The organism is Haloplanus rubicundus (genome assembly GCF_003342675.1).
GTDB classification, from domain to species: domain Archaea; phylum Halobacteriota; class Halobacteria; order Halobacteriales; family Haloferacaceae; genus Haloplanus; species Haloplanus rubicundus.
The window spans coordinates 2,826,209-2,852,660 of the sequence record NZ_CP031148.1; the positions used below are offsets into that span (position 1 = coordinate 2,826,209).

A 26,452-nucleotide genomic window follows, 5' to 3' on the forward strand; every position below is an offset into this window, starting at 1 on the left:
CGCTGTCAATGTCCGCAGCGATGTCCCGACGGCCAATCCTCGCCCTCCTGCTCGCCGCCCTCACGCTCACCGCCGGCTGTTCCTTCCTCGCGCCGAATCCCGAGAGCTACACGAGCACGTACGAGTACAGCGTCGGCGTCGACGCGACGGGGACGCTCTCGGACGTGACGATCCGCGTCCCACTCCCACAACGAGACGGTGACGCCGCCGTCGACGCGGACGCCATCGCGCCGAACGACACCGTCGACGGGATGGACGCGACGGTGGTCGACACCGAGTACGGCCCGATGCTCGAACTCACCGCCGAGACGTTCGTCGTCGAGACGCGCTACTTCCGCGTCGTCGAGGCGGACGGGATGGGTCGCCGCGAGGAAATCGACGAATCCGAATACGACCCCGAGAACCCCGACCACCAGAAGGTATCGCACCGGACGGTGACGGTGAGCGTCACGCAGACGGCGACCTACCCAATCGAGACGCGGGCGCCCGTGGGCGCGTCGCCGACGTTCGTCCCCGACGCGGCGCGCGAACCCACGGACTGCCCGTTCCCGTACCGGGACGAGACGGCGTGTTTCGCCTACGACGCGCCCGTCTACCTCGCCTACGGGTCGGCGGACTCGACGCGGGTGTCGGGCGTCGTCGCCGTCTACGGCTCGAACGAGTGGTTCGCGGGCGGCTGGACCGGTAACGGCTACACCGATCGGGTGTCGTTCGCTGCGACCGGACCACGCGATGGCTGGGTCGTCGCGAACGGGACGACCGAAGTCGGCCGGGGGACGTATCCGTCGCCCGAACCCTAGGCCGACAGGAGTTCCGCGCCTTCGGTCGACAGTTCGACGGTCACGTCCTGTCGGGTCTGCTGGCTCATCTGGTCGATGTTGCGCGTGAGCACTTCGAGGATGTCCTTCGGTTCGGGGTAGACGAGGAAGTTGCCGTCGTCGTCCTCCATGACGAGCTGGGTGTCCGAGAGCGAAATCTGGTCCTGTTCCATGCTCGCGACGATGACCGGGAGCGCCTCGGAGCCGCCCGGATCGCCCTCCTGAACCATCGTGATGTGAAGTTCGTCGAGACCGATGAGGTCCTTGTACTCCCTGATCTGCTGGGCGCAGCGGACCATGTCCCGTGTGACGGCAGTCTTGTGCTCGTTGCCGTGTTCGCCCTCGTGACAGAGCTTACACACGCGGAGTTCCATGCGCATGATCGATTAGCGGCGGGGCGAACCCATAAATCCTCGGCGGCGGAGCGGAGAAACCGTGTTGTAGCTGGCCGAGAAACGGTGTAGCGAGTTCGTCAGTGACCGCCGCCATCGACACCATCGTTCCGGTCGTCGTCATCATGGGCCTCGGCGTCGCCGCGCAGGTGCTCGCCGACCGGCTGGCCGTCCCGAGCGTGCTGTTTCTCGTTCTCGCCGGCGTCGCCGTCGGCCCGGAGGGTCTCGGGGTCGTCGACCCGGCGACGTTCGGGGACGCACTCCCCGCCATCGTCGGCCTCAGCGTCGCCATCATCGTCTTCGAGGGGGCCTTCCACCTCCACGTCGACCGCCTCCGTGAGGCGCCGACCGAATCGATCCGACTGGTCACCGTGGGCGCGGCCGGCGCCCTCGTCGGGACCGCCGTCGTCGTTCGGTACGCGCTCGGGACGACGTGGGGACTCGCCTTCCTCGTCGGCTCGTTGCTCGTGGCGACGGGACCGACGGTCATCACCCCGATCATGAACGTCGTGCCGGTGCGCGAACGCGTCGCGACGACGCTGGAGACCGAGGGCGTCGTCAACGACGTGACGGCCGCCATCCTCGCCATCGTCACCTTCGAGTACGTCGTCGTGGAAACACACAGCGTCGGCACGCTCGCGGCCGAGTTCGGCGTCCGGTTCGGCATCGGCATCGGCGTGGGCCTCGCCGTCGCCGCCGTCGTCTGGTACCTGCTCCGTCACGTCGGGCTGTCGGCAGAGAACGCCCCGCAGAACGCCCGGCTGATCGTCCTGATCGCGGCGCTCGTGGCGTACGCGCTCGCGGAGCTTCTGGCGGCACAGGTCGACGCCGCCGAAGCCGGCATCGCCGCCGTCGCCACCGCCGGGTTCGTCCTCGGCAACGCCGACATCCCCTACCGGGCGGAGATCGAACGGTTCAAAGGCGACATCACGCTGCTCGTGCTGGCGTTCGTGTTCATCACGCTGGCGGCGCTGCTGTCCGTGCGTGACCTCGTCGCGCTCGGGGTCGGCGGACTGCTGGTCGTCGCCCTCGTCGCCGGGGTCCTTCGCCCCGCGCTCGTCTTACTCTGTACGGTCGGGAGCCGATGGACGCTCCGCGAGCGGCTGTTCGTCGGAGCGATCGGTCCGCGAGGGATCATCCCCGCGAGCGTGGCCACGCTGTTCGCGCTCGAACTCCGCGCGACGAACCCCGGCGCCGCGTCGACGCTCGTCGGCACCGTCTTTCTCGTCATCCTCGCGACGGTGGTCGTCCAGGGCGGGTTCGCACGACATATTGCCCAGGCGCTCGACGTGATACCCATGCGCGTCATCGTCGTCGGCGGCGGCCGCGTCGGCACGGCGCTCGCCGAGCGCCTCGAGGACCGGGGGGAGGAAGTGGTCGTCGTCGACGCCGACAGCCGGGTCGTCGAGGAGGCGCGGGCGGCGGGCTACACCGCCACCCACGGCGACGCCACCGAGGCGGACGTGCTTCGGGGCGCCGGCGCCGGGAACGCGAGCGTCATCGCGGCGGCCACCGGCGACGACGACGTGAACCTGCTGGTCGCCCAACTCGCCAAGAACCGCTTCGGCGTCGAGACGGTCGTGGCACGCGTCAACCAACCGGCGAACGTCGCCGCGTTCGAGGACCTCGACGTCGAGGCGGTACCGACCGGGATGTCCGTCGCGTGGTCGATGGACAACTTCATCGAACGACCGGGCATCGCCCACTGGATGACCGAGATGGACCGCATCGGCGACGTCCAAGAAATCGCGCTCACGTCGAGCGACGTCGCCGGCCGCACCGTCGCCGAGATCGGCGGTGAACTCGACGACGGCTGTTACATCGCGCTCATCAATCGGGACGGCGAGAGTCAGGTCCCCCACGCCGACGACGTGCTCGAACGCGAGGATCGCGTCACCTTCATCGGCAAGAAGGAGGCCGTCCGCGACGCCATCGACTACTGTCAGTCGGGGTGACCCACCGTCGTTACGCCCGAAGACGGGCCACCGTACCCTCGTCCCGTTCGATCACCTCGATCAGCCCGTCGTCTTCGAGGTCGTCGAGCAGGCCGCGCAGCCACTCGCGGCCGGACTCGCCGGCGGGCGCGTAGTCCACGCGAATCCGCGGTCCGAGTTCGTCCAGCGGGAGTTCGTCGTGCTCGCCGAGGACCCGGACGACCCGCCCCCGGAACTGCCGCCGACTGCCCTCGAACTCGGGTTGCGTCGGCACGTCGGGCGCGGTGAAGTCGCCCGTCTCGTAGGCGCGACACCACCGGCGCCACGGGCATCCTTCCTCGTCACACCGGGGCCGTTGTTGGCAGGCGACGCCGCCCAGTTCCATGATCGCGTTGTTCCAGACGCGGGACTCGCCGTCGGGCATCAGTTCACTCGCTGCCCGCTCGAACTCTTCGTCGTCGTCTTCGACACCGAACGCGCGATAGAGGACGCGCTTGACGTTCGTATCCACCACGGCGTCGCCCGCGTTGAACGCGAAACTCGCCACGGCGTTGGCGGTGTAGGGGCCGACGCCCATCAGTTCCTGTAAGTCGGCAGGGGTCTCGGGAAACTCGCCTCCGTAGTCGTCGACGACCTGTCCAGCCGCCTCGTGGAGGTAGCGCGCGCGGTTGTTGTAGCCGAGGCGCTGGTCGGACCAGAACGCGACCACCTCGCTCCGGTCGGCGTCGGCGAGCGCCTCGACGGTCGGCCAGCGGTCGAGGAAGCCGTTCCACGCCTCGACGACCCGATCCAACTGCGTCTGCTGGCTCATCACCTCCGAAACGAGGATGTCGTAGGGGTCGTCGGTCCGGCGCCACGGGTAATCGCGGTGGTCGGCCTCGTACCACTCGACGAGCGCGGCGCGGAGCGCGTCGATGTCGAGGTCGTCGGGGAGCGCGGCGTCCGCGCCCTCGGCGTCGGTCATCGTCGAGGGGTAGGGAGCGGGCGGGTTAGGCGTGGTGGTTTCCGAGCCGAAAACCGTATTCGGCGCGCCACCTTCGGACCGGCCATGAGCCTCGACGACCTGAACGCGGACGTGAAAGACGCCTACAGCGACCTGGGCGACGAGTTGACCACCGACCTCGACCGCGAGACGCGCAACGAACTCGCGATGTTGCTGGCGGCGTTCGACGGCGACGAGGGCGAACTCGTCCGGCGGGCGATCCACGCGCTCTATCGCTCGACCGTCGACACCGGCGACCTTGACTTCCACCTCCGGCAGGGGTACGACGTGACCTACGACGAGTATCTCTCGGGAATGACCTACGACGAGATGACGGGCGCGGACCAGTACCCCCAGCGCGACGACGAACGCCGCTACCAGATGTAGGCGTAGCGCGTGGTTTTTGTGGCCCGACGACCCCGTAAGCGTATGGACACTGCCGAAGTCGAACGCCTGATCGAGGAGGGCATCGAGGACGCCGAAGCGACGGTCACCAAACCCCGCGTGCCGGACGAGGACCACGAGGATGCCCACTTCGCGGCCGTGGTCGTCTCGCCCGCCTTCGAGGGGGTGCCCCTCGTCCAGCAACACGAGATGGTGTACGACGCGCTGGAGGGGTACATGACGACCGACATCCACGCCCTGGAGATGAAGACGTACACGCCCGAGGCGTACGCGGAACACGGCGACGCGTAACGGTAAGTTTTACGACGCGGCCGCCGTTCGCTCGCGCATGAGCGGCGACGACTTCCGCGTCGAACGCGACAGCCTCGGCGAGATTCGGGTACCGGCCGACGCGTACTGGGGCGCACAGACCCAGCGCGCCGTCGAGAACTTCCCCATCAGCGACGCCCGGTTCGGGCGGCGGTTTATCCGCGCGCTGGGCGTCGTCAAGAAGTCGGCGGCGCGGGCCAACCGCGACCTGGGCCTGATCGACGACGACGTGGCCGACGCCATCGTCGACGCCGCGGACGAGGTGATCGCCGGCGACCACGACGACCAGTTCCCGGTCGACGTGTTCCAGACCGGATCGGGCACCTCCTCGAACATGAACGCCAACGAGGTGATCGCCAACCGCGCCGCCGAACGCATGGGCGCCGCAGTGGGCGACCGGGTCGTCCACCCGAACGACCACGTCAACTTCGGGCAGTCCTCGAACGACGTGATTCCGACGGCGATGCACGTCGCAGCGCTGGAGGCGGTGGAGAAAGACCTCGTGCCGGCGCTGGAGACGCTGGCCGACGCGCTGGACGCGAAGGCCGAGGCGTTCGACGGCGTCGTCAAGACCGGCCGCACCCACCTGCAGGACGCGACGCCCGTCCGCCTCGGTCAGGAGTTCGGCGGCTACCGCACGCAGGTCGAGAAGGGGATCGACCGCTGTGAGTCGATCCAGCCTCGACTCGCCGAACTCGCCCTCGGCGGGACGGCGACGGGGACGGGCCTGAACACCCACCCCGAGTTCCCCGACCGCGCCGCCGACTACATCGCCGAGGAGACCGGTCTCCCCTTCCGCGAGGCCGACGACCACTTCGAGGCCCAGGCCGCCCACGACGCCATGGGCGAGGCCCACGGCGCCCTGCGGACCGTCGCCGGGTCGCTGAACAAGATCGCCAACGACCTCCGCTTGCTCGCCTCCGGGCCGCGAAACGGGCTGGGCGAGATCGAACAGCCGGAGAATCAGCCGGGGTCGTCGATCATGCCCGGGAAGATCAACCCCGTCGTCGCCGAGGCGGTCAACCAGGTCCACACGCAGGTCGTGGGCAACGACGCCGCCGTCTCCGCGGGTGCCGCGGGCGGCCAACTCGACCTCAACCTCTACAAGCCCGTGATCGCGTACAACTTCCTCCAGTCGGCGACCATCCTCGCGAACGCCGCCGAGACGTTCGCGGAGAAGTTCGTGGCGAAGCTAGAGGCGAACGAGGCCCACTGCGCCGCGGCCGTCGAGCGGTCGATGGCGCTGGCGACGGCGCTCAACCCCGCCATCGGCTACGACAGGGCCTCCGAAGTCGCCAAGGCGGCGCTGAAAGCGGACAAGACCGTCCGCGAGGTGGCAGTCGAGAAGGGGTATCTCACCGCCGAGGAGGCCGACGACGTCCTCGATCCCGAGCGGATGACCCACCGGGGCATTCTGAGCGGCGACGACGACGAGTAATTCGGGAATCCGACGGACCGGCATCGGCCGAATACGGCCCGTTCGTCGTCCCCTTCGCCACGACATACGTTAGCATGGAACCGAACCGACACGTTGATGTTGGATGCTGTAGATTCTCCGATTATGCCGCAGATGCACGTCTCTACCCGCCGGGATCTGCTCGTCTGTCGAAAGTGTGATGCCGAGTTCCCGGAGGGTCGCGCCACGAAGGACGGGTGGACCTACGAATGTCCGGAGTGTGGCGAAGCGAGCGGCCTCGGCGAGGGGCTGCGGCGCGCCTGATACTGTTTATTGTAAGTCATTACCGGCGGTTCGCCGAGACGGTCCGGCGAACCGCCGGTAACCAGTTACAATAATCCGTACGAATCGCCCTATTTTTTGCGACGAACGCCGACCGCGAGCACCGCGAGCGCCGCGAGGACGGCGACGACGCCGAAGCCCGGAGCCTGCCCTTCGGTGCCGGTCGGTTCCGGCGTCGTCTCGCCGCCGGCGTCGGTCGACGTCTCACCGTCGGCGTCCGTCGGCGTCCCCGTCGCCGTTCGCCGTTCGTCCAATCGCTCGCTCGCCGCCCCCTCGACGAACGGGTGGCGGTCGGCGTCGAGTTCGGCGCCGCTCGCCATCCCGTCGCCGTCCGGGTCGAGCGACGGTTCGGCCACGTAGTACCGCGGGTCCTCCGGGAGCGGCGGTAAGGCGTCGGTGGTGGCGTAGCGGTCGAGCCACGCGCCGAGCGATTCGTCGCCCGTCACCTCGATCACCGCCGTCCGGAAGGCCCGGTAGTTCTCGAACGACTCCGTCCGCCCGGTGAACACGTCACGGAGGGTGTGTTCGCCGTCGGTCCGGCGCCGAATCTCCGCGTCCAGCGCCGCGAGGACGTGGGCGCCCTTGTCGTAGTGAGCCTGCGTCCCCCGCCACGTCTCGGCGTCCGTAAGGACTACCACGCGGCGGTCGGGCGCGTACTGGCTCGCGCGGAGCCCCTCGAGGAAGGAGTCGTACGTGCCGACGCCGTCGTTGAGCGCGAACAGCCGGCCGTAGTACTCGGCGCTCGCCTCGGTCACCCACGTCGCGTCGCCCCGACCGATCGTCTCCAGTCGCGTGTGGACGTACTCGTGGGCGAAGACGGCGCCCGTCTCGTCGAGTTCGATCCCCGACGCCCCGATCCAGAACGCGCTGTCGATGGTCGCGGCCTCGATGTTCTCCGTCTCCGCGGCGGTCAGCGGCAGGACGAACACCGTCACGGCGTCGCGTCGGATGCCGAAGTCGAAGTGTTCGTTCGCGGTGCGGAGGAACTCGATGGCTCGCGTCGGGTCGGCGTCCTCGTCGCCGAGGACGAAGGTCGCCCGCTCGTCGGCGACGGTCACGTTCCGGCGCTCGTGCGGGCCGAGGTAGGCCAGGTGGCTCCGGGCGTACCCCTCCTCTCCGTCGGCGACGGTGAAGGAACTGGTCTGTAGCGGTTGGGCGTCGGTCCGCACCTGCACCCGCGTCTGGGGTTCGGAGACGAGCGCCCAGTCGTCACGCTCGACGCCCCGGACGCCCTCGGAAATCGAGTCGCTCACCGCCATCGTCATCGATATCGTCGGGCGCTCCGTCTCGCCGTCCCAGAGGAAGTAGCCGCGCTCCGTGCGCTCGAAGCCGTCCATCCCCGCGACGTCGATGCCGTCGAGACCGACGACCGGGACGGCGACGCGGAGGCCCGTGATCGACGACGCAACCTCGTACTCGAAGGTGAGCGTCACGTTGCCCGGTTCGGGGTTGCGAGAGACGATGCCCCGTTGGTGGATGATCGCCTCGTCACCTGGCGTCCCCGTCGAACCCCCCTCGTGCGTGGGCAGCGTCGTCCACTCGACGGTAGCCGGGTCGGTCACCGTCGCGGCAGCGGGCGCCACGCCCGCACCGACGAGCGAGCCGACGACAACGACGAGCGCCACGAGCGTCCGAACCGGGCGAGATGTCATGGCGCGCATTGGAAACGGTGGCTGAAGAATCTGTGGCCCGGCGTCGGCTGGTCGTGAGGCTGCGAGAGGGTCACGAATCGTGGGTGTACGTCCCATATCCGCACTATTTCATATCCACTATCGATCCGACACAATCAAGAATCGTCGGCTCGCAGTTGGGGCCAGTGCGACGAAAAAACAAGCTCCTCGTCACGGTCGTGGGGATGCTGGTTCTCCTCGGCGTACTCGGTGTGTCGAGCATGAACGCCTCCGCTGCGTTCGTAACACCGACACAACTGTCCGACGACGACTACGACGGCGAGTGGGTGAATCTGGAGGGGTCGGTACAGCACCTCGACACGCAGGGACAGCGGTCGACGTTCGAGGTGACCGACAGCAACCATTCGACGCGCGTCGTCTACGAGGGAACGCTCCCCGAGACGATGGGTGAGAACCGTATCGTCGTCGCGAAAGGGCGGGTCGAGGGGGACACCCTCGTCGCCAAACAGCTCTCCGTCCGTGCCCACGAAGGGTCCGAACGTCCCCCCGAGTCGCGATGACTGAGACGGCGATTCGAGTGGACGATCTGACGAAGGGATACGGTCGCGTCACCGCCGTCGACGACCTCTCGTTTGCCGTCGAGGACGGCGAGACGGTCGGACTGTTCGGACCGAACGGGGCCGGCAAGACCACGCTCATGTCCATGCTCGCAGGGCTCGTCCGTCCGACCAGCGGGACAATCACCCTCGGCACCTCGGAACTGACGCCGGACGATCACGCCGTCTACCGACGGCTCGGCGTCGTAACTCACGAGACGATGCTGTACGACGCCCTCACCGCCCGCGAGAACCTGCGCGTCCACGCCGACCTCCACGGGCTCGACGACCCGGCGGCGCGCTGTGAGGCGGTACTCGACACCGTGGGTCTGCGAGAGCGAGCGAGCCAGCGACCCGACGCGTTCTCCCACGGACTCTGCAAGCGACTGTCGCTCGCCCGCGCACTCCTGCACCACCCGGACGTGTTGCTCCTCGACGAACCCTACACCGGACTCGACCAGCGGTCGGTCGCCGACCTGGAGGCCGTCCTCGACGGGTTCGACGACCGGACCGTCGTTCTGACGACACACGACATCGACCGCGGGGTCGAGCGGTGTGACCGGGCGCTGGTACTCGACCGGGGGGAACTCCGCGCCGACGTCGCCCTCGACGGCTCGGCCACGGACTTCGAAACCACGTATCGCCGTGCGATCGGGCTGGACGAACCGGGACGTGGCCGCGGCGTATGAAGACCTTCCTCGCCGCCGTGTTCCGCATCGTCAAGAAGGACCTCCGTATCGAGAGTCGGACGAAGGGCATCACGACGACGATGGCGATGTTCGCGCTCCTCGTCGTCCTCGCGTTCGCGTTCAGTTTCGTCAAGACGTTCCGGGAGCCGGCGGTACTCGGCCGTGGGGCGCTCTGGATCGCATTCGTCTTCGGCGGCACGCTCGGCGTGACGAAGGCGGCGGCCGTCGAGGACCGCAACGCCGCCCTCGACGGTCTGCTGGTGGCACCAGTCGACCGCTCGGCCGTCTATCTCGGGAAGGTGACGAGTACGGCGCTTTTCGTCTTCGTCGTGAACGTCGTGACGCTCGGGGCGACGACGGCCCTCCTCGGCTACGCGCCGACGCCGGGGACGGCGCTCGCCGTCGTCGGGGTTCTCGCCGTCGCCGCCGTCGGATTCGCCGCCGTGGGCGTCGTCGTCGCGACGCTAACCTATCGCTCCGGCCTCGACGAACTCGCGCTCCCACTGTTGCTCGTTCCGCTGGTCGTCCCCGTGTTGCTGGCGGGGGTCGAACTCACAGCGGCGCTCACTGCAGGCGCCCGACTGGGGTCGTGGCTCCGCCTCCTCTGTCTCTACACGGGCGTCCTCTTGCTCGCGGGCGTGGCGACGTTCGAGTTCGTCGTGGAGGCGTAGCGGTTATCGTGCGTCGTTCAGTTGGCGTTCGAGACGACCCAGTCGGCGCTGCAGATACGTGACGTACCCGAAGAGGGCGACGAACAGCGCCGTGTAGCCGAACAGGAGCAGTGGTTCCATGATTTTCACCTCCGTTGCGTGCTGCGTCGGCGAATCCGGTCTTCGACTTCGTGTACCTGGATGCGAAGCCCCAACAGGTAGACGTACAGAAGCGTCGCGGCGACGACGGTCACGACCAGCGTCGTGGGATCGATGTTGGCGCTGACCTGCGGGTTCCCCATCGTCGTCTCGTGGAACGTCGGCGTCCACAGCCGGGTGGAGGCGTACGAGATTGGCACGGTGACGAAGCCGATGACGCCGTACACCGCGACGTATCGGTCACCGGACCCGGGATCCGTCGCGGACGACACCACGAGATAGCCGGCATAGATGAACCACACGATGAGGAAGGTGACGAGTCGCACGTCCGTCCACTCCCACCACGAGTTCCAGATGACTTTCCCCCACGCGCTCCCGAGCAGGAGCGTCAGCGTCGCGAAGAGGAAGCCGAGTTCGCCCGAACTGTGGGCGAGACGGCTCCAGAACGGGCCGTGGTAGCGGAGGTAGAGCGCGCTCCCGACGAACGTGGTGCCGAGTGCCGCGGCGGCCACCCACGCGAGGGCGATGTGCCAGTACGCGAGCAGATTGCCGCCGTGTTCGATGCCGTACATCGTCTTCGAGGCGACGCCGAACACGAGCGCCAGCGAGAGCGTGCCGAACAGGAGTGCCCCCCACTTCACTGCGGGACTCCGCGTCACGCGGTGGAGGATACCCGTCACCCGTCCGACGATTCGGGCGGCGCTGAAGCGATTCGACCGCGGTCGATTGCGTTCCGTTCGTTCGTAGTCGTCTGTCGTCATGTGTGTCAGCTCAAATTAGTGACCGACGCGAGTGCGAGTTTGTCCACGTCGAAAAGCACCGCGAGACCGAGGAGGACGAAGGCGTAGCCGGTCGCCGTTCGGAAGCCCTCGCCAGACGGAGCGGCAGCGTCGACGAGGCGGCGACCGCCGATCCGGCCGACGTAGGCCACGCCGAGGAGAGGAATCGAGAAGCCGATCCCGTAGGTAAACAGCAGGGCGGCACCGCCGCCGACGCCCGCCGACGACCCGACGTACGCGAGGACGCCGCCGAGGATGGGACCGACGCAAGGCAACCAGATGACGCCGAGAAGCAACCCGACGACGAAGGCGTTGGCGAGAGGGTGGCGGTCCTCGTCGACACGCCCCGTCACGGCCGTCGCCCGTCCCGCCAGTCGGGACGCGTACCTCGTGTAGAGGTCGTTCACGTCGTCGTCGGCCAGCACGACGCCGAACGCGAGCATGAGGACCGCGAACGGGGCTCGGACCGTCTCCGGCGTGACCGCGCCGAGCGACCCCGTGAGCGTCCCCAGCGCCGTGAACGTCAGTGTGCTCCCGGCGACGATGGCGACCGGACGGAGTCGGTTACCGTTCGCGCCAACGACGAGAACTGGAATCATCGGCAGACAACACGGTGTCAGGATAGTCAGCACTCCCGCAAAAAAAACCGCAACCGTGGAGGGTGTCTCTATCATTCGGTCGTCGAGGGGAAGCGGGCGTCAGCCCGCAGCGTCCGCCCGATTCTCGGCCGACTCACCGTCCTGCATCGCCGACGACACTGCGGCCTGTGGTTCGAGCGTCGACCGATTCGACGCGGTCGTGTTGCTCGTCGATTCGTTCCCCACGTTCTCGTAGGTGCGAATCCAGGTCGTCTCCCACGAGCCGTCGACCGACTCGTTGCGGAGCGGCTCGTCGTACCGGCTCGTGTCCTCCGGGATCATCTCCTCGGTGACGTTCGAGTCGTCGATGGGGATGTCGGCGAGCATGAGCTTCTTCGTCATCGGATTCATGTCGTAGCCGAGTCGTTGCTGAGTCCGGTTGTAGTAGATGCCCTCGTCCGGCGCACCGGCCGCCGCCCAGTCTTTCGGCTGGCGCGGCAGGTGCGGCCGCTTGTGGGCGTTCATGAATCCGGCGACGTCCTGGACGTCCTCCCAGTTGGAGAACGTGTGGCCCGCGCCGTAGGGCATGGACTCGCGGATGAAGCCGGCGGAGGTGTACATCCGACCCATACCGGCACCGTCGTTGAAGGAGTCCTCACCCCACAGCGGCGGGTACTGACCGTCCACTCCCTGCCCGTCCGCACCGTGACAGGACGCACAGTTTTCGAGGTAAAGCTCGGCCCCACGGACCGGATTGACCTCCGAGACGGGGACCTTCTCGTCACCTTCCGGCTTCTCGATGTGCCGCCAGTAGGGAACCCGCTCGCTCGGAGTGCCCTTGTTCAACCAGACCATGTACGACTCCATGGCCTGAATCTCGCGGCTGTCGTACTCCGGCATGCCCTCGGCGGAGCCGGGGGAGTTCATGCTCCGGAGGAAACAGCCCATGATGCGCTGTCGCATGTCGCGCATGCGCTCGGTACGGCCCGTCCACTCGGGATAGCCGGCGGCAGTGCCCACCAGCGGAATCATGTCGATGTCCTGTCCGACCATGCCGGTGGTCGTCGGAAGGTCGCCCCCACCGTGACAGTTCGCACACGAGAGGTCGTTCCCGACGTGTTCGGGCATCTCTTCCGAGGTGTTGGCGAACAGGCTACGCCCTTCCCGAATGAGTTCAGCCCGCTTCTCGTTTTCGGGCAACGTCGAGTCGTTCATCTTCTTCGGCTGGAACTGTACCTCCTCGCCAGCCTCCGGATCTTTGTACTTGAACTCCTGTTCGCGCAGGTCTTCGTTGTACCACTTGCTCCCGCCCCACGTCCCGGGCAGCTTCCGCACCTCGCCGCCAGCCGCCGCTGCCCCGCCCCCGTTACCGGTGGCGTTCGCCTGCGTGGCGTTCGCCTGCGATGCCGCCGGTGCGCCCGCTTGCGGCGCGGGCCCCACGGCGCCGACCCCGAGGTACGCGAGGAGGCCGTTGAGGGCGAACACGACGATGACGGCTGCGATCACCGTCCCGACGACGAGGAGTGCGGGTTTGAGCAGGAGCGTCGAATCTCCCTGGCTCATGTCTGTTCCGTCGACGTAGTCGAGTTACCTGTCATCTGTATAGTCCAGTCTGTATGCGCAGTAGTTCCCATAATCCACACATGTGATATAAAACTTCTTCTGCGGATCGACGCGACGATCTACAGCATGAATACGAGGAGTCGGACACCAGCCGGATCCGAACGTGGCTGCCACAGCTACCAAACGGCCAAAACGGTTTTTCAGAGCCTGAAAATCGATTTCGTTCGGATCGCTCGGACGGATTCGGCGACGAGACAGTACATTTTACTAAGGGAAGCTGTTACGGGCGGTCACCGATGAAGCCTCGAAAGGCGATGACCCTCGCCTTCTTCGTAGTCTTGCTTAGTATTGGGTATTTTTCGATGAATGCGGCGCCCGCACTGAGCGACGAGAACTACTCGTACCACGGAGACACCCGCTGGCAAACGAATATGTCCGCGGCGCAGGCGACGGCGGTCGCCGAGGACAAGCCGATCGTCGTCTACTTCTGGACCACGTGGTGTACGTACTGTGAAGACTACAACCGCGAGGTGTACGCCGACCCGGCAGTGCAGTCCGAACTGGACGACTTCGTGAAGGTGGCGGTGAACCTCGACAGCGACGAACCGTCGGCGTCCCGCCTGCAACGGACGTACAACGTCAACTACCCGCCACAGCACGTCATCGTCACGCCGGACGGCGAGGTGCTCGTGCGGATCAACGGCTACGCCGAGACGAGCGACTTCCGCTCGTATCTGGAAGCGGGCAAACGGGAGTACGGCGCACGATGACGCCGAACGTCGGAACGGTGTTACTCGCGCTCGCCTTCGCCGCTTCGCTCTCGGCGACCGGCATCCTCGCCCGGGCTTACCTCACCGCGGACGACACCTACCTCGACTACGTGTCGAAACTCACCACCGCGGCCGCCGTGCTGCTCGTGTCGGCCCTCCTCCAGTTGACGTACCAGTTCGTCACTACCGACTACACGAACGCCTACGTCTGGGAGAACACCGCCTCCTATCTCCCGCTCCTGTACCGGGTGACGGGCGTCTACGCGGCGAACGAGGGCTCCGTGTTGCTGTGGGCGGTCATCGTCTCCATCGTGGCGCTGGTGGCCGGAGCCGTCCGCGGGATTCCGGACCAGCATGCGAAACTCGTCCACGCGCTCACGCTCGGCGTCGTCACGTACTTCACGGGGATGTTGCTGGCACAGAGCCCCTTCGCGTCGATTCGGACGCAGTTCCCGAACGCTCCACCCGGCTTCGTCCCGACGACCGGACAGGGGTTGAACCCCTTGCTGGTGGATCCGTACATGGCGATCCATCCGCCGGTGATGTTCACCGCCTACGCTCTGTTGGCGATGCCTTTCGCCATCGGCGCGGCCCACTTCGTCTCGCTGTTCCGTGGCAACGGCGGCGTCTTTCCGACGTGGCACGGGAGCGTCACCCGGTGGCTTCGGCTGAGCTGGCTGTTCCTGACTGCCGCCGTTGCACTCGGTGGCCTCTGGTCGTACACCGTCCTCGGGTGGGGTGGCATCTGGGCGTGGGACCCCGTCGAGACGGCGATTCTGATCCCGTGGCTGTTTCTCACCGCGACGCTTCACGCCGTCACTGCCTACGAACCGACGGGGCGGTATCGGGTGCTCGCCCCCGCGATGACCGCCAGCGTGTTCGCACTCGCGGTGTACACGACGTCGGTCGTGCGGAGCGGCGTCTTCCGGAGCGTCCACTCCTTCGCCGACGGCGGCATCGGGGCGGCCTTCCTCGTCCTCATGGCGGTGACCGCCGGCCTCGGCGTCCTCGCACCGCTCGTCTACTGGCTCCTCGAAACGGACGACGACGCCGACGCCACCGACGGGTGGCTCCGCCGGTCGAACCTCCTCCACCTCGCCGTCCTCGGCTTCGGCCTCCTCACGTTCGTCTCGCTGTGGGGTCTCACCTTCCCGCTCCTCCGCGACGCCGTCACCGGTCTCGAAGTCTCCGTCGAGTCGCGGTACTACAACCTCTGGAGCTACCCGCTCGTCCTCGCACTCCTGCTTCTCCTCGGCTTCTACATGGATTACGACGGCGAGGGCAGTCGGCGGAGCCTCGTCGGCCTCGGCGCCTTCACCGCCGCGACGCTCGTCGGCGCCGCGGTGGCACCGTCCGAAACGTGGCAGTTGGCGTCGACGCGCCCCGGCGACGCCCTCGTCTATCGGGTCGTCGGGGGCGCGAGTCTCCTCTCGGTGCTCCCACCCGTCGCGTACGCCATCACGGGCACCGTGAAACGCACCGGCGGACGGATCCGGGCGGCGACGACCCGCGACGCGAAACTGAAGGAGACGGGCATCGCCCTGATCCACATCGGGGCGGCCCTGCTCGTCCTCTCGCTCCCGTTCATGTACGCCTTCGCGGGACAGGCGTCGGTGATGGCGACCGGCGTCGGCACGGAGTCGATCGACCGGTCGCAGCAGGCGATTCCGGAATCGGACTACTCGATCCGGATTCTCGGCCACTCCCGAACCGAGTTCCCGACCGATCCGGCCGTGGAGTCGTACGCGCTCTCGACCGATCAGGTGGTGGCGCGGGGGCCCGCACTGAACGGCTCCGTCCAGACGGTCCACGGAACCGTGACCGACGTTCGGGACGGGCCGCGCGCGACGGTCGTCCAACTCGACGACTCGCGCGTCTGGATCGGTCTGCCCGGCGAGGAGACGAACGCCTCGCTCGCCGCCGGACAGCACCTCGTGGCACGCGGACAACTGATGTGGGACTTCGTCCCGAGCGCCGACGCCGTCCTCCTCGCCGGATCGGGGACGGTCGGTCCGGCGTCGAACCCCCCCGAGAGCGTCGCCCCGACCCGCGTAGTCGCCGAAGGGGTGTCGCTCGCGGTCTACGACGGCGACCAACTCGTCGCGTCGGGCATCGCCGGCCAGCGTCGCTACCCCAAACAGGGCGGGATGCAGATTCGGGACGTCCTCATCGACCGCGGACTCCTCGTCGACACGTACGTCATCGCCGGCGTCAGCGACGGGACGGCCTCGATCACCGTCAAACGAATCCCCTTCGTCACGCTGATGCGACTCAGCATCGTCATGTTGCTCGTCGGGATGAGCCTCGTCGCGCTGTTCGATCCACGGCACGGCGTAGCGACCGATTTGAGCCTTCGTGAACCGAGCCGTGACGCGGACCCGGAGGTCGCAGACTGATATGAAACGCGTACTCGTCGTCCTCGTCGTCCTCAGTTGTCTCGCCACCGTCCCGACTGCCTCGGCAGCGACGTCGATATCGGGAACCGTCACCGTCGAGAACGGTACCGCCGACGGGGCACGGGTGACCGTCGTCCCCGCGACACAGACGCTCCAGCGTGCCGGTGAGTCCGCACGGACGACGGTCCGGGACTCGTCGTTCTCGGTCGAGGTAGCCGACGCCCCACGCTACGTCGTCCGGGTCGAATACGACGGCACGACCCACTATGAGGTGTTACAGAACGCGACGCGGACGCGTATCGACCTCGGTGGCACCCTCGATGGGCGCGTCGTCGACGACGACGGCACTCCGCTGTCCGGCGTGTCGGTCGACGTGATCGATGAAGGAGGCTTCGTCGTGACGACCGCCGAGACGGGCGCCGACGGGACGTTCGCCGTCGGCCCGGTCGAACCGAACGAGACGTATCAGCTTCGCGCGACGGTCGACGGCGTGCCGTACCGGCGGACGGTGACCGCGAACGAGTCCGTGACGATGACGGCTCGTCCGCCGACGTCGAACGCCTCGGCGCTGCACGTCGCCCCCGAGACGCGGCCGGCGTACGTCCTGCAGGTGGTGCCGCCGCGGAACGCCTCGGGCGTGCCGAGCGTCGTGCAGACGGTGACGCTTCGGAACACCGCCGACCGGCCGTTCGCCGGATCGGTCACGATCCCCGTCCCAGCGAACGCGACTCCGTACGCCGGCATGGTCGACAACCGCGAGGCCGAGTATCGGCGGACCGACGCTGGCGTCCGTCTCGACGTCACCGTCCCCGCCAACGGGACCGTGCGGGTCGGCGCGGCGTACGACCTCACCGGGCAGACGCTGACGACGACGCTCCGTCGCGACGCGCCGTCGCTCACCGTCGTCGTTCAGGGGTACGATCCGAACGCGGTCGACCACTCGTCGAACCTGCGCGTCGGTGACGCGCCAGTGTCCCTCCTCGTCAGTGACGGTCCCGTCGCGGCGGGCGAGTCGATTCGGCTCGACCTCGAAGGGGCCCGGAGCCAGCAAGCCACGGCTGTGTCCGGCGATGAGAGCGACGGCACCGGCGCCAGCACCGACGTGGACGCCGCCAGCACCGGCTCCGCGGAGAGTAACACGATTCCGTCGTTCCCCGGCGTCGAGATTCTCGGCGCCGTCGGCGGGATGGTCGCCGTCGCTCTCGTGGGGTATCGACTCGCCCCCGACGACGGCTGAGGATCGGCGAAGGTGGCTCTTTCCGAGGTCCCCTAGTCGTCCAGTCGCTCGGCCGCGTCCCGAGCCAGTAGGGGTTCGGCGTTCGGCGTCGGGAGCGTCACCACGTCCTCGCTCGCGAGGTCGTACTCGCGTTCGTCGACGCCGAATATCTCGCCCACGTCGCGCGTGATCCGCAGGGTGGTCCGGTCGGTGTCGGACGCGGGCGGGTCGGCGGCGCCACCGTCGGGTGTCGGGGAGTCGTCGGGCGACGGTGTGGCCGCCGCGTCCACGGGCGAGTCGTCGCGGGTCGGCGGCTCGTCGGGCGACGCTCCGGCCGCCGCGTCCACGGGCGAGTCGTTCGGCACCGCGTCCGTCGGGTCGGCGTCGCCCGACGAGCCACCCATCGCCTCCGCGAGCAGGTCGTCGGGGTCGGGCGCCGGGGCGGCGTCGGCCGGCGGCGACGGGGCCGGATCGGGGTCGGCTCCCTCGGCGTCGGCCGTGCCCGATCGATCGGCGTCTCCGTCGGCGCCGGCGTCGTCGTACTCGCCAGCGAGCGTGTCGAGCACCGTCTCGCGGTTCCGCTCGATTCGCGTCACCAGGTCGTCGAAGAGGGCACGCTCCTCGGCGGTGAGGCCCTCGTCCTCGGCGGCCATCCCCGCCGCAGCGAAGGTCGCCCGCTTGACGATTTTGCCCACGCGCCGCTCGTAGATGCTCTCGACCACCTCCTCGGCCGTCTCTATCTCGTCGGTGAGGCGACTCACCTCCGGGGAGGAGAAGGGGTCGTCGGCCTCGGCGGCGACCCGCTTGCGTTCGGCCTTGCGGTCGGCGACGTAGTCGGCCACGTCGCGGTAGAAGGAGTCCCGAAGGTGCTGGAGGCTGTCTTTCTGCCGTTCGGTGCGCTGTGCCGAGCGCAGTTCCTCCACGTTCATTCTTTCACCTTCCGGGCTCGGTCGCGCGTCATCAGGAACACGCCGACGCACTCCGGTACGGATTGCTCACCGGCATCGAGTGTAAAACTGTCGCCGTCGAGTTCGACGACGCCGGGATCGGTCACGTCGACGCGGACCGACCGCCGGGTGAAGCGTTCGGGGACGGCGTCGACCAGCGGATCGAAGGCGTCGAGTTCGTCCCGGTCGAGTCGCGCGACGACGAGGCCGCTCCCGCCGTGGAGGCTCCCCGGCAGGCGGATCAGCCGATGGGTGTCCGTCGTCACCGGTTCGTCGATGGGCGCCGTCTCGTCGGCGACCGTTTCGCGGGCGAGCGCCTCGACCAGCGTCCGTGCCCCCGGGCCGCCGGCCTCGACGTTGCCGTCGGCGACCGTCTCGCCGTCGAGGGCACCGAGCAGGGTGGTCGCCCGCCCCTCGCCGATGCCGTCGAAGGCCATGAGCCGTTCCTGGGCCGCGTCCTCGTCGAGGGCCTGTAGCTCCGCGACGAACTCGCGGAGGCGGCGGTGGGTGCGTCGTCCCCACCCGCCCGCCGTCCGGAGTTCGCGTCGGGTCGCCCCGCCGACCGCACGGGTGCGGACGAGTCCCTCGATATCGAGGTCGACCGCACGGACGTAGTCGACGATTTCGCGTCGGGCCGCCGAGTCGAGGTCGGCGAGGCCGTCGTCGCGGACGTGGACGTGATAGCCGCGGCCACCGGAGAAGACGACGGTCACGTCCTCGAAGCCGAAGTCGGTTTCCAGTAGGTCCAACAGCCGCTGCAGGGCGTCCTTACAGGCCGCGAGCATCTCGGCGTAGGTGGTCTCGGCGGGGTCGACGCTCGGGAGGTGGTCGGCGTCGAGGTCGAAGACGAGGTCGGCGCCCCGCCAGCCTTTTTCGTCCATCGTGTCGGCGCCCGGATCGTCGTAGCGCGCCGCGGAGAAGTAGACGTGTCGCGGCGCCTCGCGCGCGAGGAAGTCGTCCACGTCGCCGAGGTCGTAGATGGACTGGTGGCGGACCATCGTCGTCGACTCGCCGCCCGTCCACGGGATGTGGCCCCACTCGCGGGCGTCGGGGGCGGGCGGGAGCGTCGGATCGGCGTCCCGATAGTAGTCGCCGAACCGGCCCGAGAGATACTCGCGTGTCCGTCGATCCATTCGTCCCCCACCTGCGTAGCCGACGAGTTAGTAACTTCCGAACGCGGGCGGTGACGTGGAAACCCTTTTTTCCGGACGCGGTGAGTGACCCGCATGGACATGGGACCGGTCGCACTGGCAGGGGCGAGTCCACCGACCGGAATCGAGGCGCTGTTGCGGTGGCTGTGGAGTTTCCGAACGGCTCGGGTACTGGTCGCGGTGCTCGTCGTCGCCCTCGGGGTCGTCCTCTCGAAGTTCCTCGTGCGCCTGCTCGGACGCCCGGTCGCCCGCCGGTTCGACCGACAGAGCGTCGCGCAGACGGTGCTCGGCATCATCCGCGTCTCGACGGTGATCGTCGCCACGTTCGCCGCCGGGAGCATCGTCGGCCTCGGCATCGGCGACATCGTCCTCTCGGTGACCGTCTTCTCGGCCGTTCTCGGTATCGTCCTCGCCCCCATCGTCGGGAGCATCATCAACGGCGTGTTCGTCCTCGCGGACAACCCCTACGAGATCGGTGACATGATCGAACTGGAGGACGGCCGCCGGGGCTTCGTCGACGACATCACCCTCCGCTACACGAAGATATTCACGCTGGAGAACACCTTCCTCGTCGTCCCCAACTCCGCGATGCGCGAACGGGACGTGACCAACTTCTCGGCCGAGGACGAACGGACGCGGCTCTCCCTCCCGTTGCTCGTCACCTACGAGGGCGATCTGGAGGCGGCACGAAACATCATGGAGCGGGCCGCCCGCAACTGCGACGGGGTGATCGAGGGCGGGCCGGACATCCGCATCGGGAGCGCCCGCTACCCCGCGAAGCCGACCTGTCTGATCGACGCGTACGCAGACAGCGGCGTCCGGTTGAGCCTCCGCTACTGGGTGCGCACCCCCTACAAGATCCCGCGGATCGAGTCGACCGTTCGCGAGCGTATCTGGACGGCCCTCGAGGACGCGGACGTGGAGATCGCCTACCCTCACCAGCACCTGCTGTTCGACGAACACAGCGGGACCGCGCGCGTCGCCGTCGGGGACGGGATCGAACCGCCGAGCGCGCCCGAGGACAGCGGCGTCACGACGCGGGAGTCGATAGAGAGCGACGAGGACGTGGGGATCGACGCGGCCGACGACGGTGGTGGGGAGTGACGCTACGCGCTGACGGTCACCACGTCACAGTCGAGTTTCTCCCGCAGGAAGCGGTCGATGTCGGGGTCGTCGAGGAAGCGACTGAAGGTGCGTCGCCACCGGCTGACCTGCTTCGAGCCGATGACCACCACGTCGGCGTTCTCCGCGGCCACCTCGTCGAGGATGGTCTCCTCGACGAGAAAGCCCCGGCGGATGACGTAGCGCGCGCGGTCGATCCGACCGAACTCCGCCTCGACCGCCCGCTTGAGTTCGGTTCGCGTCACCTCGCGGCCCTCCTGGTAGAGGTCGACGTGGAGGACCGTCAGGTCGGCGTCGCGCTCCTCGGCGATCCGAACGGCCTCGGCGAGCGTCGCCTGGGAGTGTCTACTGAGCGGGTAGCGAACCGGGACGACCACCAGGGGCATGCGAGGACAGACGATTCGGGGGCGTTTCAATCTATTCGATTCGGGCGGCCCCGCGCGGGCGACGGCACGGATCGACCCCGTCGAGCGGCGGCGCCGCGAGGACGGGGCGAACCGATCAACCCTCGAGTTCGAACGCCACGGTGACCTCGGCCTGGTACTCCCGGTTCTCGACGCTCGCTATCTCGACGCCCAGTTCGTCGACTTCGATCCACTTCACGTTGTCCAGTGTCTCTTCGGCGCGGTCGATGGCGTCGTCGGCTGCCTTATCGAAACTCTCCGGACTCGTCCCGATTAGGGTGATCTTCTTGAAGACCATGGCTACGTGTCAGATGTTCGTATAGGAGTGACTTAAATTCACGTCCACGGGCGGTCGGCCGTCGTCGTCCTCACCGTCCAAGCGGCACACCCTGATCGAGGGAGGGGGCGAGGAGGTCGACGTCGGCCACAACATATAACAGAGTGTTGGCGGAACTGTATAGAGTGTACCGTTCATCACGCTCGGTGACGCGGCGCGAGACAACCGTTGGAGCGGATGGGCGGCAGGAAAGGGGTCGAACCGAGGGACCGCAGGGTCGACGCCAGCGAGTGTACGTCGGCACCGCCGGGGATCGACAACGACGAGGATGGATCGCCTGAACTGACGGATGGGACCGCAACTCACCAGCCCCAGTACGAGCGATCTGTCGCGGGACGACCTGTTCTCGATGCTGCGCAACGAGCGGCGCCGCGAGGTGATTCACTACCTCCGTACCCACGAGGGGCCGGTCGACCTCCGCGACCTGAGTGAGTACATCGCCGCAATCGAAAACGACTGTGAGCCGGCGGCGGTGACGTACAAACAGCGCAAGCGGGTGCAGACGGCGCTCTATCAGATGCACCTCCCCAAACTCGCCGAACAGAACATCATCTCGTACGACCGTCGGGCGGGTCGGGTCGAACTCGCGGCGGGGGCGGAGAACTGCCTCCCCTATCTCGCCGCCGACACGGACCGGAAACGTCGTCGATGGTGGCGGTGGTATCTCCTCGTCGCCGCAGTCGTCGCCGTGCCGGTCGGGCTGGCGACACTCGGCGTCCGGCCGTTCACGTCGGTGTCCGGACTCGGCTACGCGGCCGTCGCGTGCGCGGCGTTCGTCGCTATCTCGATTCTCCAGGTGACGCAGGAACGTGGTCGGGACGCCTGATCACGCGTCGGTCCGGCCGAGTCGCTCCGCGATCGCGCCGACCACGTCCGTCAGGTGGGCCGTTCCCCACACCGCGACCACGACGCCGCCGAGCGTATCGAAGAGCAGGTCGAGCATCGTGTCTTCGAGCCCGTACTGCACGAGGACGGCCGGCGTTCCGGAGAGCGCGGCGGCGCCGGCCACCGCGAACTCGATGACCTCCCAGAAGACGCCGAAGGCGAGGACGAACAGGAGGATGAACACGAACATGAATCGGTCGGGGAGCGAGACGGCGTCGGAGTGGAGTTCGACCGCGCGGGCCGTGGCGTAGCCCGCGGCGGCGACGATAGAGGAGGACAGCGTATGCGTCAGGTGATCCCACCACGGAATGCTCCGGTAGAAGTTGGTCTCGGCCCCGGGAAGGCCGGCGGTCCCCAGGGCGTGCAGGAAGACGGCGGCGGTGATCCAGAGCGTCAGGGCGGAGTCCATCGGAATGTGGTAGTCCCGCTCGAGGACGGCGGGAAGTTGGGTCACGCCGAGACCGATGGTCGCGTTGACGACGATGCCCAGCGACCCCCGTTCGAGACCCAGCCCGATCAACACGAGCAGCGACACCTGCATCGCCCGCGTGAGCTGTCGCTGTCGGCGGTCGGTGAGGCCGATACGGTCGCGGAGACGCATCAGGGCTCACCGCCCTGTCCCCGCCGTTTCCCACCGGGATCGACGGGATACCGCGGCGTGGTGTCCGCGTAGCGGCGGAAGTAGAGCTCGAAGAGCACACCGGCGACGACGCCGGCGACGGTCGCGGCGACGAAATCCCACATGAGCGCCTCCTCGACGACGTGTTCGGGGCGGCCGTCGAGCAGGAACCCCGTGCCGAAGAGGATGTCGGAGAGCCACCGCACTTCGGCCCACAGCCCCGCGGTGGCGACGGTGGCGATGGCGACGAACACCACCGCGAAGGTGTCGCTCATCCGAACGGGCGTGAACACGTCGAGTTCGACCGCGAGGATGAGCGCCGCGGCCGCGACGGCGACGTACGTCGTGATGCGGCCGGTGAGCGTGACGCCGCCGACGGTCTGGCCGGCGACGAGAAGCCGACCCAGCGAGGGGATGGAAGCGAGCGCCAACACTTCCCACGGCAACATCGCGTCGGGTTTCCGGAAGGCGACGGCCGGAACGACGGCGAGAGCGACCAGCGTCAGGGTAAATCCCGCCCAGAGCGGGCGGCCGTCGAGCGCCGCCCCGGCGCCGATCAGGCAGAGCACGACCACGAACGACCACCCGAGAATCGCGTTGAGCCGGCGTCGTTCGACCAGCCGACGGAGTCCGGTCCCGGATTCGGCAGTCGGCATAGTGACCCGTCGTCGTGAATCCTGAAAACGCTTCGCACGACGCGGGGCGAAGATACAAGCCAACCCCGTTACTTGCTCTACGTGATGTCGAACGATCCGTCCGACCGGTCCGTCGCCGAAGGGCAGACGTGGCTGGACGTCGTCGACGACGTACTCGATACGGCCATCGACCGCGAGGAGGACCTCGAGTGTACGTTCGAGGAGGTGACCGTCGACGTGCCCCTGCGGATGGACTCGGAGTCGGAGTTCGCGCGGTGGCATCTCGACGGCACCGTCCGCGTCCACGTCGAGGGGATGCGCGGCCCGCTGGCGGACTGGCTCCACTGGTGGTCGAGACAGCTCTCCTGATCTTCGCGTATGGCTTCCGCGACGTTCCAGCTGATCGAAACGCCGGAGGGGTTTCGGTGGCGCCTCCGAACCGACGACGGTGCCGTCGTGGCGACGAGCGACGGCGTCTACGACACCGAACACGCCGCGGCGCGCGACGTACAGCGGCTCAAGCGCGTCGCCCCCGACGCGGGCGTCGAGTCGGTCGACGCCGCGTGAGACGGACAGCCGACGCCGTCGGCATGCTCCGGAGAGGGAGGTCCGTTACGCCCGGAGCACGTATCCGGCATCGGACTCCCGTCGGGTCCCGACCCGTCGACGCCACTGGATTATGTCAATTTTTCGGAGGTGGCGACGAGCTTCGACTGCCTCGGCTGTTCGAACCACCCATTCCTGTAGGTAAGGCTATATCTTCACAAAACCAACGTGGTGTCGGTCATGTCACAACCAGCCGAAAGCGGATCGATCGAGGGAGTAGTGTTCCACCCGCCGGGCGAGGACGTGCTCCCCGAACTGGAGGCGCCCGAGGTTCCCACGGAACCGTCCGTGTTCGAGGGCGAAGAAGGACAGTCCTGGCACGTCCCACTGTACGTGGGCGTCACTGCCGACGTTATCCTCAGAGACGAACACCTCGAAATCAGCGTCGTCGCGTTCGGTGAGCGGGTCGAACACCTGAAGTTGGAGAAGAAGCCGGGCGGAAAGACCAGCGGCACCGGAGCGTTCGAGTTACCTGCCGTCAAGGGCAAGGTCACGTTCGTCGCCGACTGGAGGAAGAAGACGCTCGACGTGGACGGCTCGATCTGTGGCTGGGCCTGGACCTGGCAGTGCACGAGCATCGACAAACAGATCGCTTCCTGGTGAGCCCGCCGTCCGCTGTTGCTCGGACCGCCGCGACGAACCGGCACCCGGCGACGGTCGATCCGTACGATCGACGGCTACCACCCCTCGAATTTGTCGCGTCGGTACACGTCGATCTCGTGGACCGTCGAGTGGTCCTGTGCGGCGGCGAAACCGATGGCGTCCGCGATCTCCTCGGGTTCGCTCACCTCGCCCGGCTCGAAGCGCTCGGCGAAGGAGTCACCGTCGTCGCCGCCGAACTCCGTCCGCACCTCCGTCGGGTTGACGACGGTGACGCCGACGCCGTCCGGTCCGGACTGCCCCTCGACCCCGTGGGCGAACCCCCGAACCCACCACTTCGTCGCCGAGTAGACGGGGTTGCCGGGGCGGGGGTACTGCCCCGCGAAACTCCCGACGAAGATCAGGTTGCCGTCCGACGCCGCGAGGTGGGGCAGGGCCGCCCGCGTCGCGAAGAAGACGCCGTCGACGTTCGTGTCCATCATCGCTCGGTAGTCCTCCGTCGACAGGTCGGCCACGTCGCCGCCGCGGCCCAGTCCGGCGTTGTTGACGAGGACGTCGAGGCCGTCCCACTCCGCCGCGACGGTGTCGATCAGGCCCTCGACGGCCGCCTCGTCGCGGACGTCCGTCGGCACCACCAGCGTCTCCGTGCCGTACTCCGTCTCCAGATCGGCCGCGATCTCGGCCAGTCGGTCCTCGCTCCGCGCGGCGAGGGCGACCCGCGCCCCTCGGCTCGCGAACTCGTGTGCGGTCGCTTCCCCGATGCCGGAACTCGCACCCGTGACGATAGTCGCGCTGTCGTCGAGACTCATGGTCGTGCGATCCGACGGCCCGGAGGCCCTTTATACTATAGTCGAACCCCGACCGCGTGCCACCCTCCCACGGACGACCGAGATAGTTGCGTTTAAATATCGGCACCCCTTCGATTCGGATGCGTCGACGACGCTCCGATAGTGTAGTCCGGCCAATCATATTGCCCTCTCACGGCAATGACCAGGGTTCGAATCCCTGTCGGAGCATCGAAGCGAGCGAACTTCTGTGAGCGAGTGAGACGCGGCCGATGGGATTCGAATCAGGGAGCGGTGTCGCCGCGACCGTGGTTCGAATCCCTGTCGAAGCATTTTCCGAACGTCTCACTCTGGCTGCCCGAGCCGACTGGTTTCGACGTCGCCAACTCCCAGTTCGGCAATCGCGTCCTCGATAGCCGCAGGCAGGGGCGTGAGCCGATCGCTCCCTCGGGCGTCGATTCGGACCCCATCGACCTCGACGGCCACCAGCGTTCCCCGAGAGCCCTTGGCGGCGACTTCCCACACGAACTGACGCTCGTGTGCGTCGACGGCACGAATCCGGGCTTTCGATAACCCGTTCGCACTCCGCCAGAACGGACGGTCCACGACGGTGAGCGCGCCGGCGGGCGGGACACACACCGAGTCACAGGCGGGACATCGGCCCGGATGGGGCGCCGTCCCGATGTGTCCGTACTCGTTCCCACAGTCGTAACAGCGTAGCATTTCGATGGACATCTTTCGGTGGCACGGAGTCGG

At 67.6% G+C, this 26,452-nt stretch carries 32 protein-coding genes and 1 tRNA gene; 18 read left to right on the forward strand and 15 right to left on the reverse strand.

Going from position 1 to position 26,452, the window contains the following annotated elements; all coding sequences use genetic code 11:
• Positions 1-20: 20 nt before the first annotated feature.
• Positions 21-800 carry a hypothetical protein gene (locus tag DU484_RS15580; protein ID WP_114606385.1) on the forward strand — a complete coding sequence of 260 codons (780 nt, stop codon included), beginning with the start codon at positions 21-23 and terminating at the stop codon, positions 798-800.
• Here the strand turns inward: DU484_RS15580 and DU484_RS15585 are convergent.
• Positions 797-1,198 (reverse strand): hypothetical protein, encoded by a 402-nt coding sequence (locus tag DU484_RS15585; RefSeq protein ID WP_114586860.1) that lies wholly within the window; start codon positions 1,196-1,198, stop codon positions 797-799. The genes DU484_RS15580 and DU484_RS15585 overlap by 4 nt on opposite strands.
• Positions 1,199-1,293: 95 nt before the next feature.
• Here DU484_RS15585 and DU484_RS15590 point away from each other — a divergent pair, with 95 nt between their 5' ends.
• Positions 1,294-3,165, forward strand: a complete 1,872-nt coding sequence (locus tag DU484_RS15590; RefSeq protein ID WP_394338746.1) for a cation:proton antiporter domain-containing protein — start codon at positions 1,294-1,296, stop codon at positions 3,163-3,165.
• Positions 3,166-3,175: 10 nt separating this feature from the next.
• On the opposite strand, the gene DU484_RS15595 is transcribed toward DU484_RS15590, so the two are convergent.
• Complete coding sequence (locus DU484_RS15595) at positions 3,176-4,108, reverse strand: HhH-GPD family protein (RefSeq protein ID WP_114606386.1); 933 nt, start codon at positions 4,106-4,108, stop codon at positions 3,176-3,178.
• An 84-nt stretch (positions 4,109-4,192) separates the two neighbouring features.
• On the opposite strand from DU484_RS15595, the gene DU484_RS15600 reads away from it, so the two are divergent.
• The 4 genes from DU484_RS15600 to DU484_RS15615 all read left to right on the forward strand — a co-directional run bounded on the left by DU484_RS15600 (position 4,193) and on the right by DU484_RS15615 (position 6,560).
• Entirely contained in the window at positions 4,193-4,513 is a 321-nt protein-coding gene (locus DU484_RS15600) for a hypothetical protein (RefSeq protein WP_114586862.1), read from the forward strand.
• Positions 4,514-4,555: 42 nt separating this feature from the next.
• Positions 4,556-4,822: a BolA family protein gene (locus DU484_RS15605; RefSeq protein ID WP_114606387.1), complete on the forward strand. Its 267-nt coding sequence runs from the start codon at positions 4,556-4,558 to the stop codon at positions 4,820-4,822.
• Between the two features lie 37 nt (positions 4,823-4,859).
• Positions 4,860-6,278: a class II fumarate hydratase gene (locus DU484_RS15610; protein ID WP_114606388.1), complete on the forward strand. Its 1,419-nt coding sequence runs from the start codon at positions 4,860-4,862 to the stop codon at positions 6,276-6,278.
• Positions 6,279-6,401: 123 nt separating this feature from the next.
• Positions 6,402-6,560 carry an HVO_2901 family zinc finger protein gene (locus DU484_RS15615; RefSeq protein ID WP_245944455.1) on the forward strand — a complete coding sequence of 53 codons (159 nt, stop codon included), beginning with the start codon at positions 6,402-6,404 and terminating at the stop codon, positions 6,558-6,560.
• Positions 6,561-6,649: 89 nt separating this feature from the next.
• Here the strand turns inward: DU484_RS15615 and DU484_RS15620 are convergent, their stop codons facing one another.
• Positions 6,650-8,230 (reverse strand): M61 metallopeptidase family protein, encoded by a 1,581-nt coding sequence (locus DU484_RS15620; protein WP_114606389.1) that lies wholly within the window; start codon positions 8,228-8,230, stop codon positions 6,650-6,652.
• A 164-nt stretch (positions 8,231-8,394) separates the two neighbouring features.
• Between DU484_RS15620 and DU484_RS15625 the strand changes: the two genes are divergently transcribed.
• Genes DU484_RS15625 through DU484_RS15635 form a run of 3 tightly spaced genes read left to right on the forward strand, consistent with a single transcriptional unit; the run spans position 8,395 to position 10,165 of the window.
• Positions 8,395-8,769, forward strand: coding sequence for a cytochrome c maturation protein CcmE domain-containing protein (locus DU484_RS15625; protein ID WP_114586866.1), 375 nt, complete (start codon positions 8,395-8,397; stop codon positions 8,767-8,769).
• Entirely contained in the window at positions 8,766-9,494 is a 729-nt protein-coding gene (locus DU484_RS15630; RefSeq protein ID WP_114606390.1) for an ABC transporter ATP-binding protein, read from the forward strand. Before DU484_RS15625 ends, DU484_RS15630 begins: the two co-directional genes overlap by 4 nt.
• Positions 9,491-10,165, forward strand: a complete 675-nt coding sequence (locus DU484_RS15635; protein ID WP_114586868.1) for a heme exporter protein CcmB — start codon at positions 9,491-9,493, stop codon at positions 10,163-10,165. The genes DU484_RS15630 and DU484_RS15635 overlap by 4 nt, the downstream gene beginning before the upstream one ends.
• Positions 10,166-10,168: 3 nt before the next feature.
• On the opposite strand, the gene DU484_RS15640 is transcribed toward DU484_RS15635, so the two are convergent.
• From DU484_RS15640 to DU484_RS15655, 4 genes are read right to left on the reverse strand one after another with little or no spacing between them, the layout of a single operon-like run.
• Entirely contained in the window at positions 10,169-10,285 is a 117-nt protein-coding gene (locus DU484_RS15640) for a CcmD family protein (protein ID WP_114587297.1), read from the reverse strand.
• Between the two features lie 5 nt (positions 10,286-10,290).
• Positions 10,291-11,064 carry a cytochrome c biogenesis protein CcsA gene (gene ccsA / locus DU484_RS15645; protein ID WP_222844860.1) on the reverse strand — a complete coding sequence of 258 codons (774 nt, stop codon included), beginning with the start codon at positions 11,062-11,064 and terminating at the stop codon, positions 10,291-10,293.
• A 5-nt stretch (positions 11,065-11,069) separates the two neighbouring features.
• Positions 11,070-11,756: a cytochrome c biogenesis CcdA family protein gene (locus DU484_RS15650; protein ID WP_114586869.1), complete on the reverse strand. Its 687-nt coding sequence runs from the start codon at positions 11,754-11,756 to the stop codon at positions 11,070-11,072.
• Positions 11,757-11,780: 24 nt separating this feature from the next.
• Entirely contained in the window at positions 11,781-13,223 is a 1,443-nt protein-coding gene (locus DU484_RS15655) for a c-type cytochrome (RefSeq protein ID WP_114586870.1), read from the reverse strand.
• Between the two features lie 362 nt (positions 13,224-13,585).
• Here DU484_RS15655 and DU484_RS15660 point away from each other — a divergent pair, with 362 nt between their 5' ends.
• The 3 genes from DU484_RS15660 to DU484_RS15670 are packed head-to-tail and all read left to right on the forward strand — an operon-like array spanning position 13,586 to position 17,626.
• Entirely contained in the window at positions 13,586-13,993 is a 408-nt protein-coding gene (locus tag DU484_RS15660; RefSeq protein ID WP_114606391.1) for a thioredoxin family protein, read from the forward strand.
• Entirely contained in the window at positions 13,990-16,389 is a 2,400-nt protein-coding gene (gene ccsA / locus DU484_RS15665) for a cytochrome c biogenesis protein CcsA (RefSeq protein ID WP_114606392.1), read from the forward strand. The genes DU484_RS15660 and ccsA (DU484_RS15665) overlap by 4 nt, the downstream gene beginning before the upstream one ends.
• A gap of 1 nt (position 16,390) precedes the next feature.
• Entirely contained in the window at positions 16,391-17,626 is a 1,236-nt protein-coding gene (locus DU484_RS15670) for a carboxypeptidase-like regulatory domain-containing protein (protein ID WP_114606393.1), read from the forward strand.
• 32 nt (positions 17,627-17,658) lie between these two features.
• Here the strand turns inward: DU484_RS15670 and DU484_RS15675 are convergent, their stop codons facing one another.
• Positions 17,659-18,534 (reverse strand): hypothetical protein, encoded by an 876-nt coding sequence (locus tag DU484_RS15675; protein ID WP_114606394.1) that lies wholly within the window; start codon positions 18,532-18,534, stop codon positions 17,659-17,661.
• Positions 18,531-19,685, reverse strand: a complete 1,155-nt coding sequence (gene priS, locus DU484_RS15680) for a DNA primase small subunit PriS (protein WP_114606395.1) — start codon at positions 19,683-19,685, stop codon at positions 18,531-18,533. Before priS ends, DU484_RS15675 begins: the two co-directional genes overlap by 4 nt.
• A gap of 93 nt (positions 19,686-19,778) precedes the next feature.
• Here priS and DU484_RS15685 point away from each other — a divergent pair, with 93 nt between their 5' ends.
• Positions 19,779-20,807, forward strand: a complete 1,029-nt coding sequence (locus DU484_RS15685) for a mechanosensitive ion channel family protein (RefSeq protein ID WP_114606396.1) — start codon at positions 19,779-19,781, stop codon at positions 20,805-20,807.
• A gap of 2 nt (positions 20,808-20,809) precedes the next feature.
• Here the strand turns inward: DU484_RS15685 and DU484_RS15690 are convergent, their stop codons facing one another.
• Together DU484_RS15690 and DU484_RS15695 are read right to left on the reverse strand one after the other, a co-directional pair.
• Complete coding sequence (locus tag DU484_RS15690) at positions 20,810-21,211, reverse strand: universal stress protein (protein WP_114606397.1); 402 nt, start codon at positions 21,209-21,211, stop codon at positions 20,810-20,812.
• A 115-nt stretch (positions 21,212-21,326) separates the two neighbouring features.
• Positions 21,327-21,527: a dodecin gene (locus DU484_RS15695; RefSeq protein WP_114586878.1), complete on the reverse strand. Its 201-nt coding sequence runs from the start codon at positions 21,525-21,527 to the stop codon at positions 21,327-21,329.
• A gap of 328 nt (positions 21,528-21,855) precedes the next feature.
• On the opposite strand from DU484_RS15695, the gene DU484_RS15700 reads away from it, so the two are divergent.
• Complete coding sequence (locus tag DU484_RS15700) at positions 21,856-22,392, forward strand: DUF7344 domain-containing protein (protein WP_114586879.1); 537 nt, start codon at positions 21,856-21,858, stop codon at positions 22,390-22,392.
• Here DU484_RS15700 and DU484_RS15705 read toward each other — a convergent pair whose 3' ends face one another.
• Both DU484_RS15705 and DU484_RS15710 read right to left on the reverse strand, forming a co-directional pair.
• Complete coding sequence (locus tag DU484_RS15705; RefSeq protein ID WP_114586880.1) at positions 22,393-23,052, reverse strand: hypothetical protein; 660 nt, start codon at positions 23,050-23,052, stop codon at positions 22,393-22,395.
• Entirely contained in the window at positions 23,052-23,726 is a 675-nt protein-coding gene (locus DU484_RS15710) for a hypothetical protein (protein ID WP_114586881.1), read from the reverse strand. Before DU484_RS15710 ends, DU484_RS15705 begins: the two co-directional genes overlap by 1 nt.
• A gap of 84 nt (positions 23,727-23,810) precedes the next feature.
• Between DU484_RS15710 and DU484_RS15715 the strand changes: the two genes are divergently transcribed.
• From DU484_RS15715 to DU484_RS15725, 3 genes are all read left to right on the forward strand, one after another.
• Positions 23,811-24,074, forward strand: coding sequence for a hypothetical protein (locus DU484_RS15715; RefSeq protein WP_114586882.1), 264 nt, complete (start codon positions 23,811-23,813; stop codon positions 24,072-24,074).
• A 9-nt stretch (positions 24,075-24,083) separates the two neighbouring features.
• Positions 24,084-24,272: a YegP family protein gene (locus tag DU484_RS15720; protein ID WP_114586883.1), complete on the forward strand. Its 189-nt coding sequence runs from the start codon at positions 24,084-24,086 to the stop codon at positions 24,270-24,272.
• A 219-nt stretch (positions 24,273-24,491) separates the two neighbouring features.
• On the forward strand, positions 24,492-24,914 hold the full coding sequence (locus tag DU484_RS15725) for a hypothetical protein (protein WP_114586884.1): 423 nt from the start codon (positions 24,492-24,494) through the stop codon (positions 24,912-24,914).
• Positions 24,915-24,988: 74 nt separating this feature from the next.
• Here DU484_RS15725 and DU484_RS15730 read toward each other — a convergent pair whose 3' ends face one another.
• Complete coding sequence (locus tag DU484_RS15730) at positions 24,989-25,720, reverse strand: SDR family oxidoreductase (RefSeq protein ID WP_114586885.1); 732 nt, start codon at positions 25,718-25,720, stop codon at positions 24,989-24,991.
• Between the two features lie 132 nt (positions 25,721-25,852).
• Here DU484_RS15730 and DU484_RS15735 point away from each other — a divergent pair.
• A tRNA-Glu gene (locus tag DU484_RS15735) sits at positions 25,853-25,927 on the forward strand.
• A gap of 114 nt (positions 25,928-26,041) precedes the next feature.
• Here DU484_RS15735 and DU484_RS15740 read toward each other — a convergent pair.
• Positions 26,042-26,431, reverse strand: a complete 390-nt coding sequence (locus DU484_RS15740; protein ID WP_114586886.1) for a hypothetical protein — start codon at positions 26,429-26,431, stop codon at positions 26,042-26,044.
• Positions 26,432-26,452 lie beyond the last annotated feature (21 nt).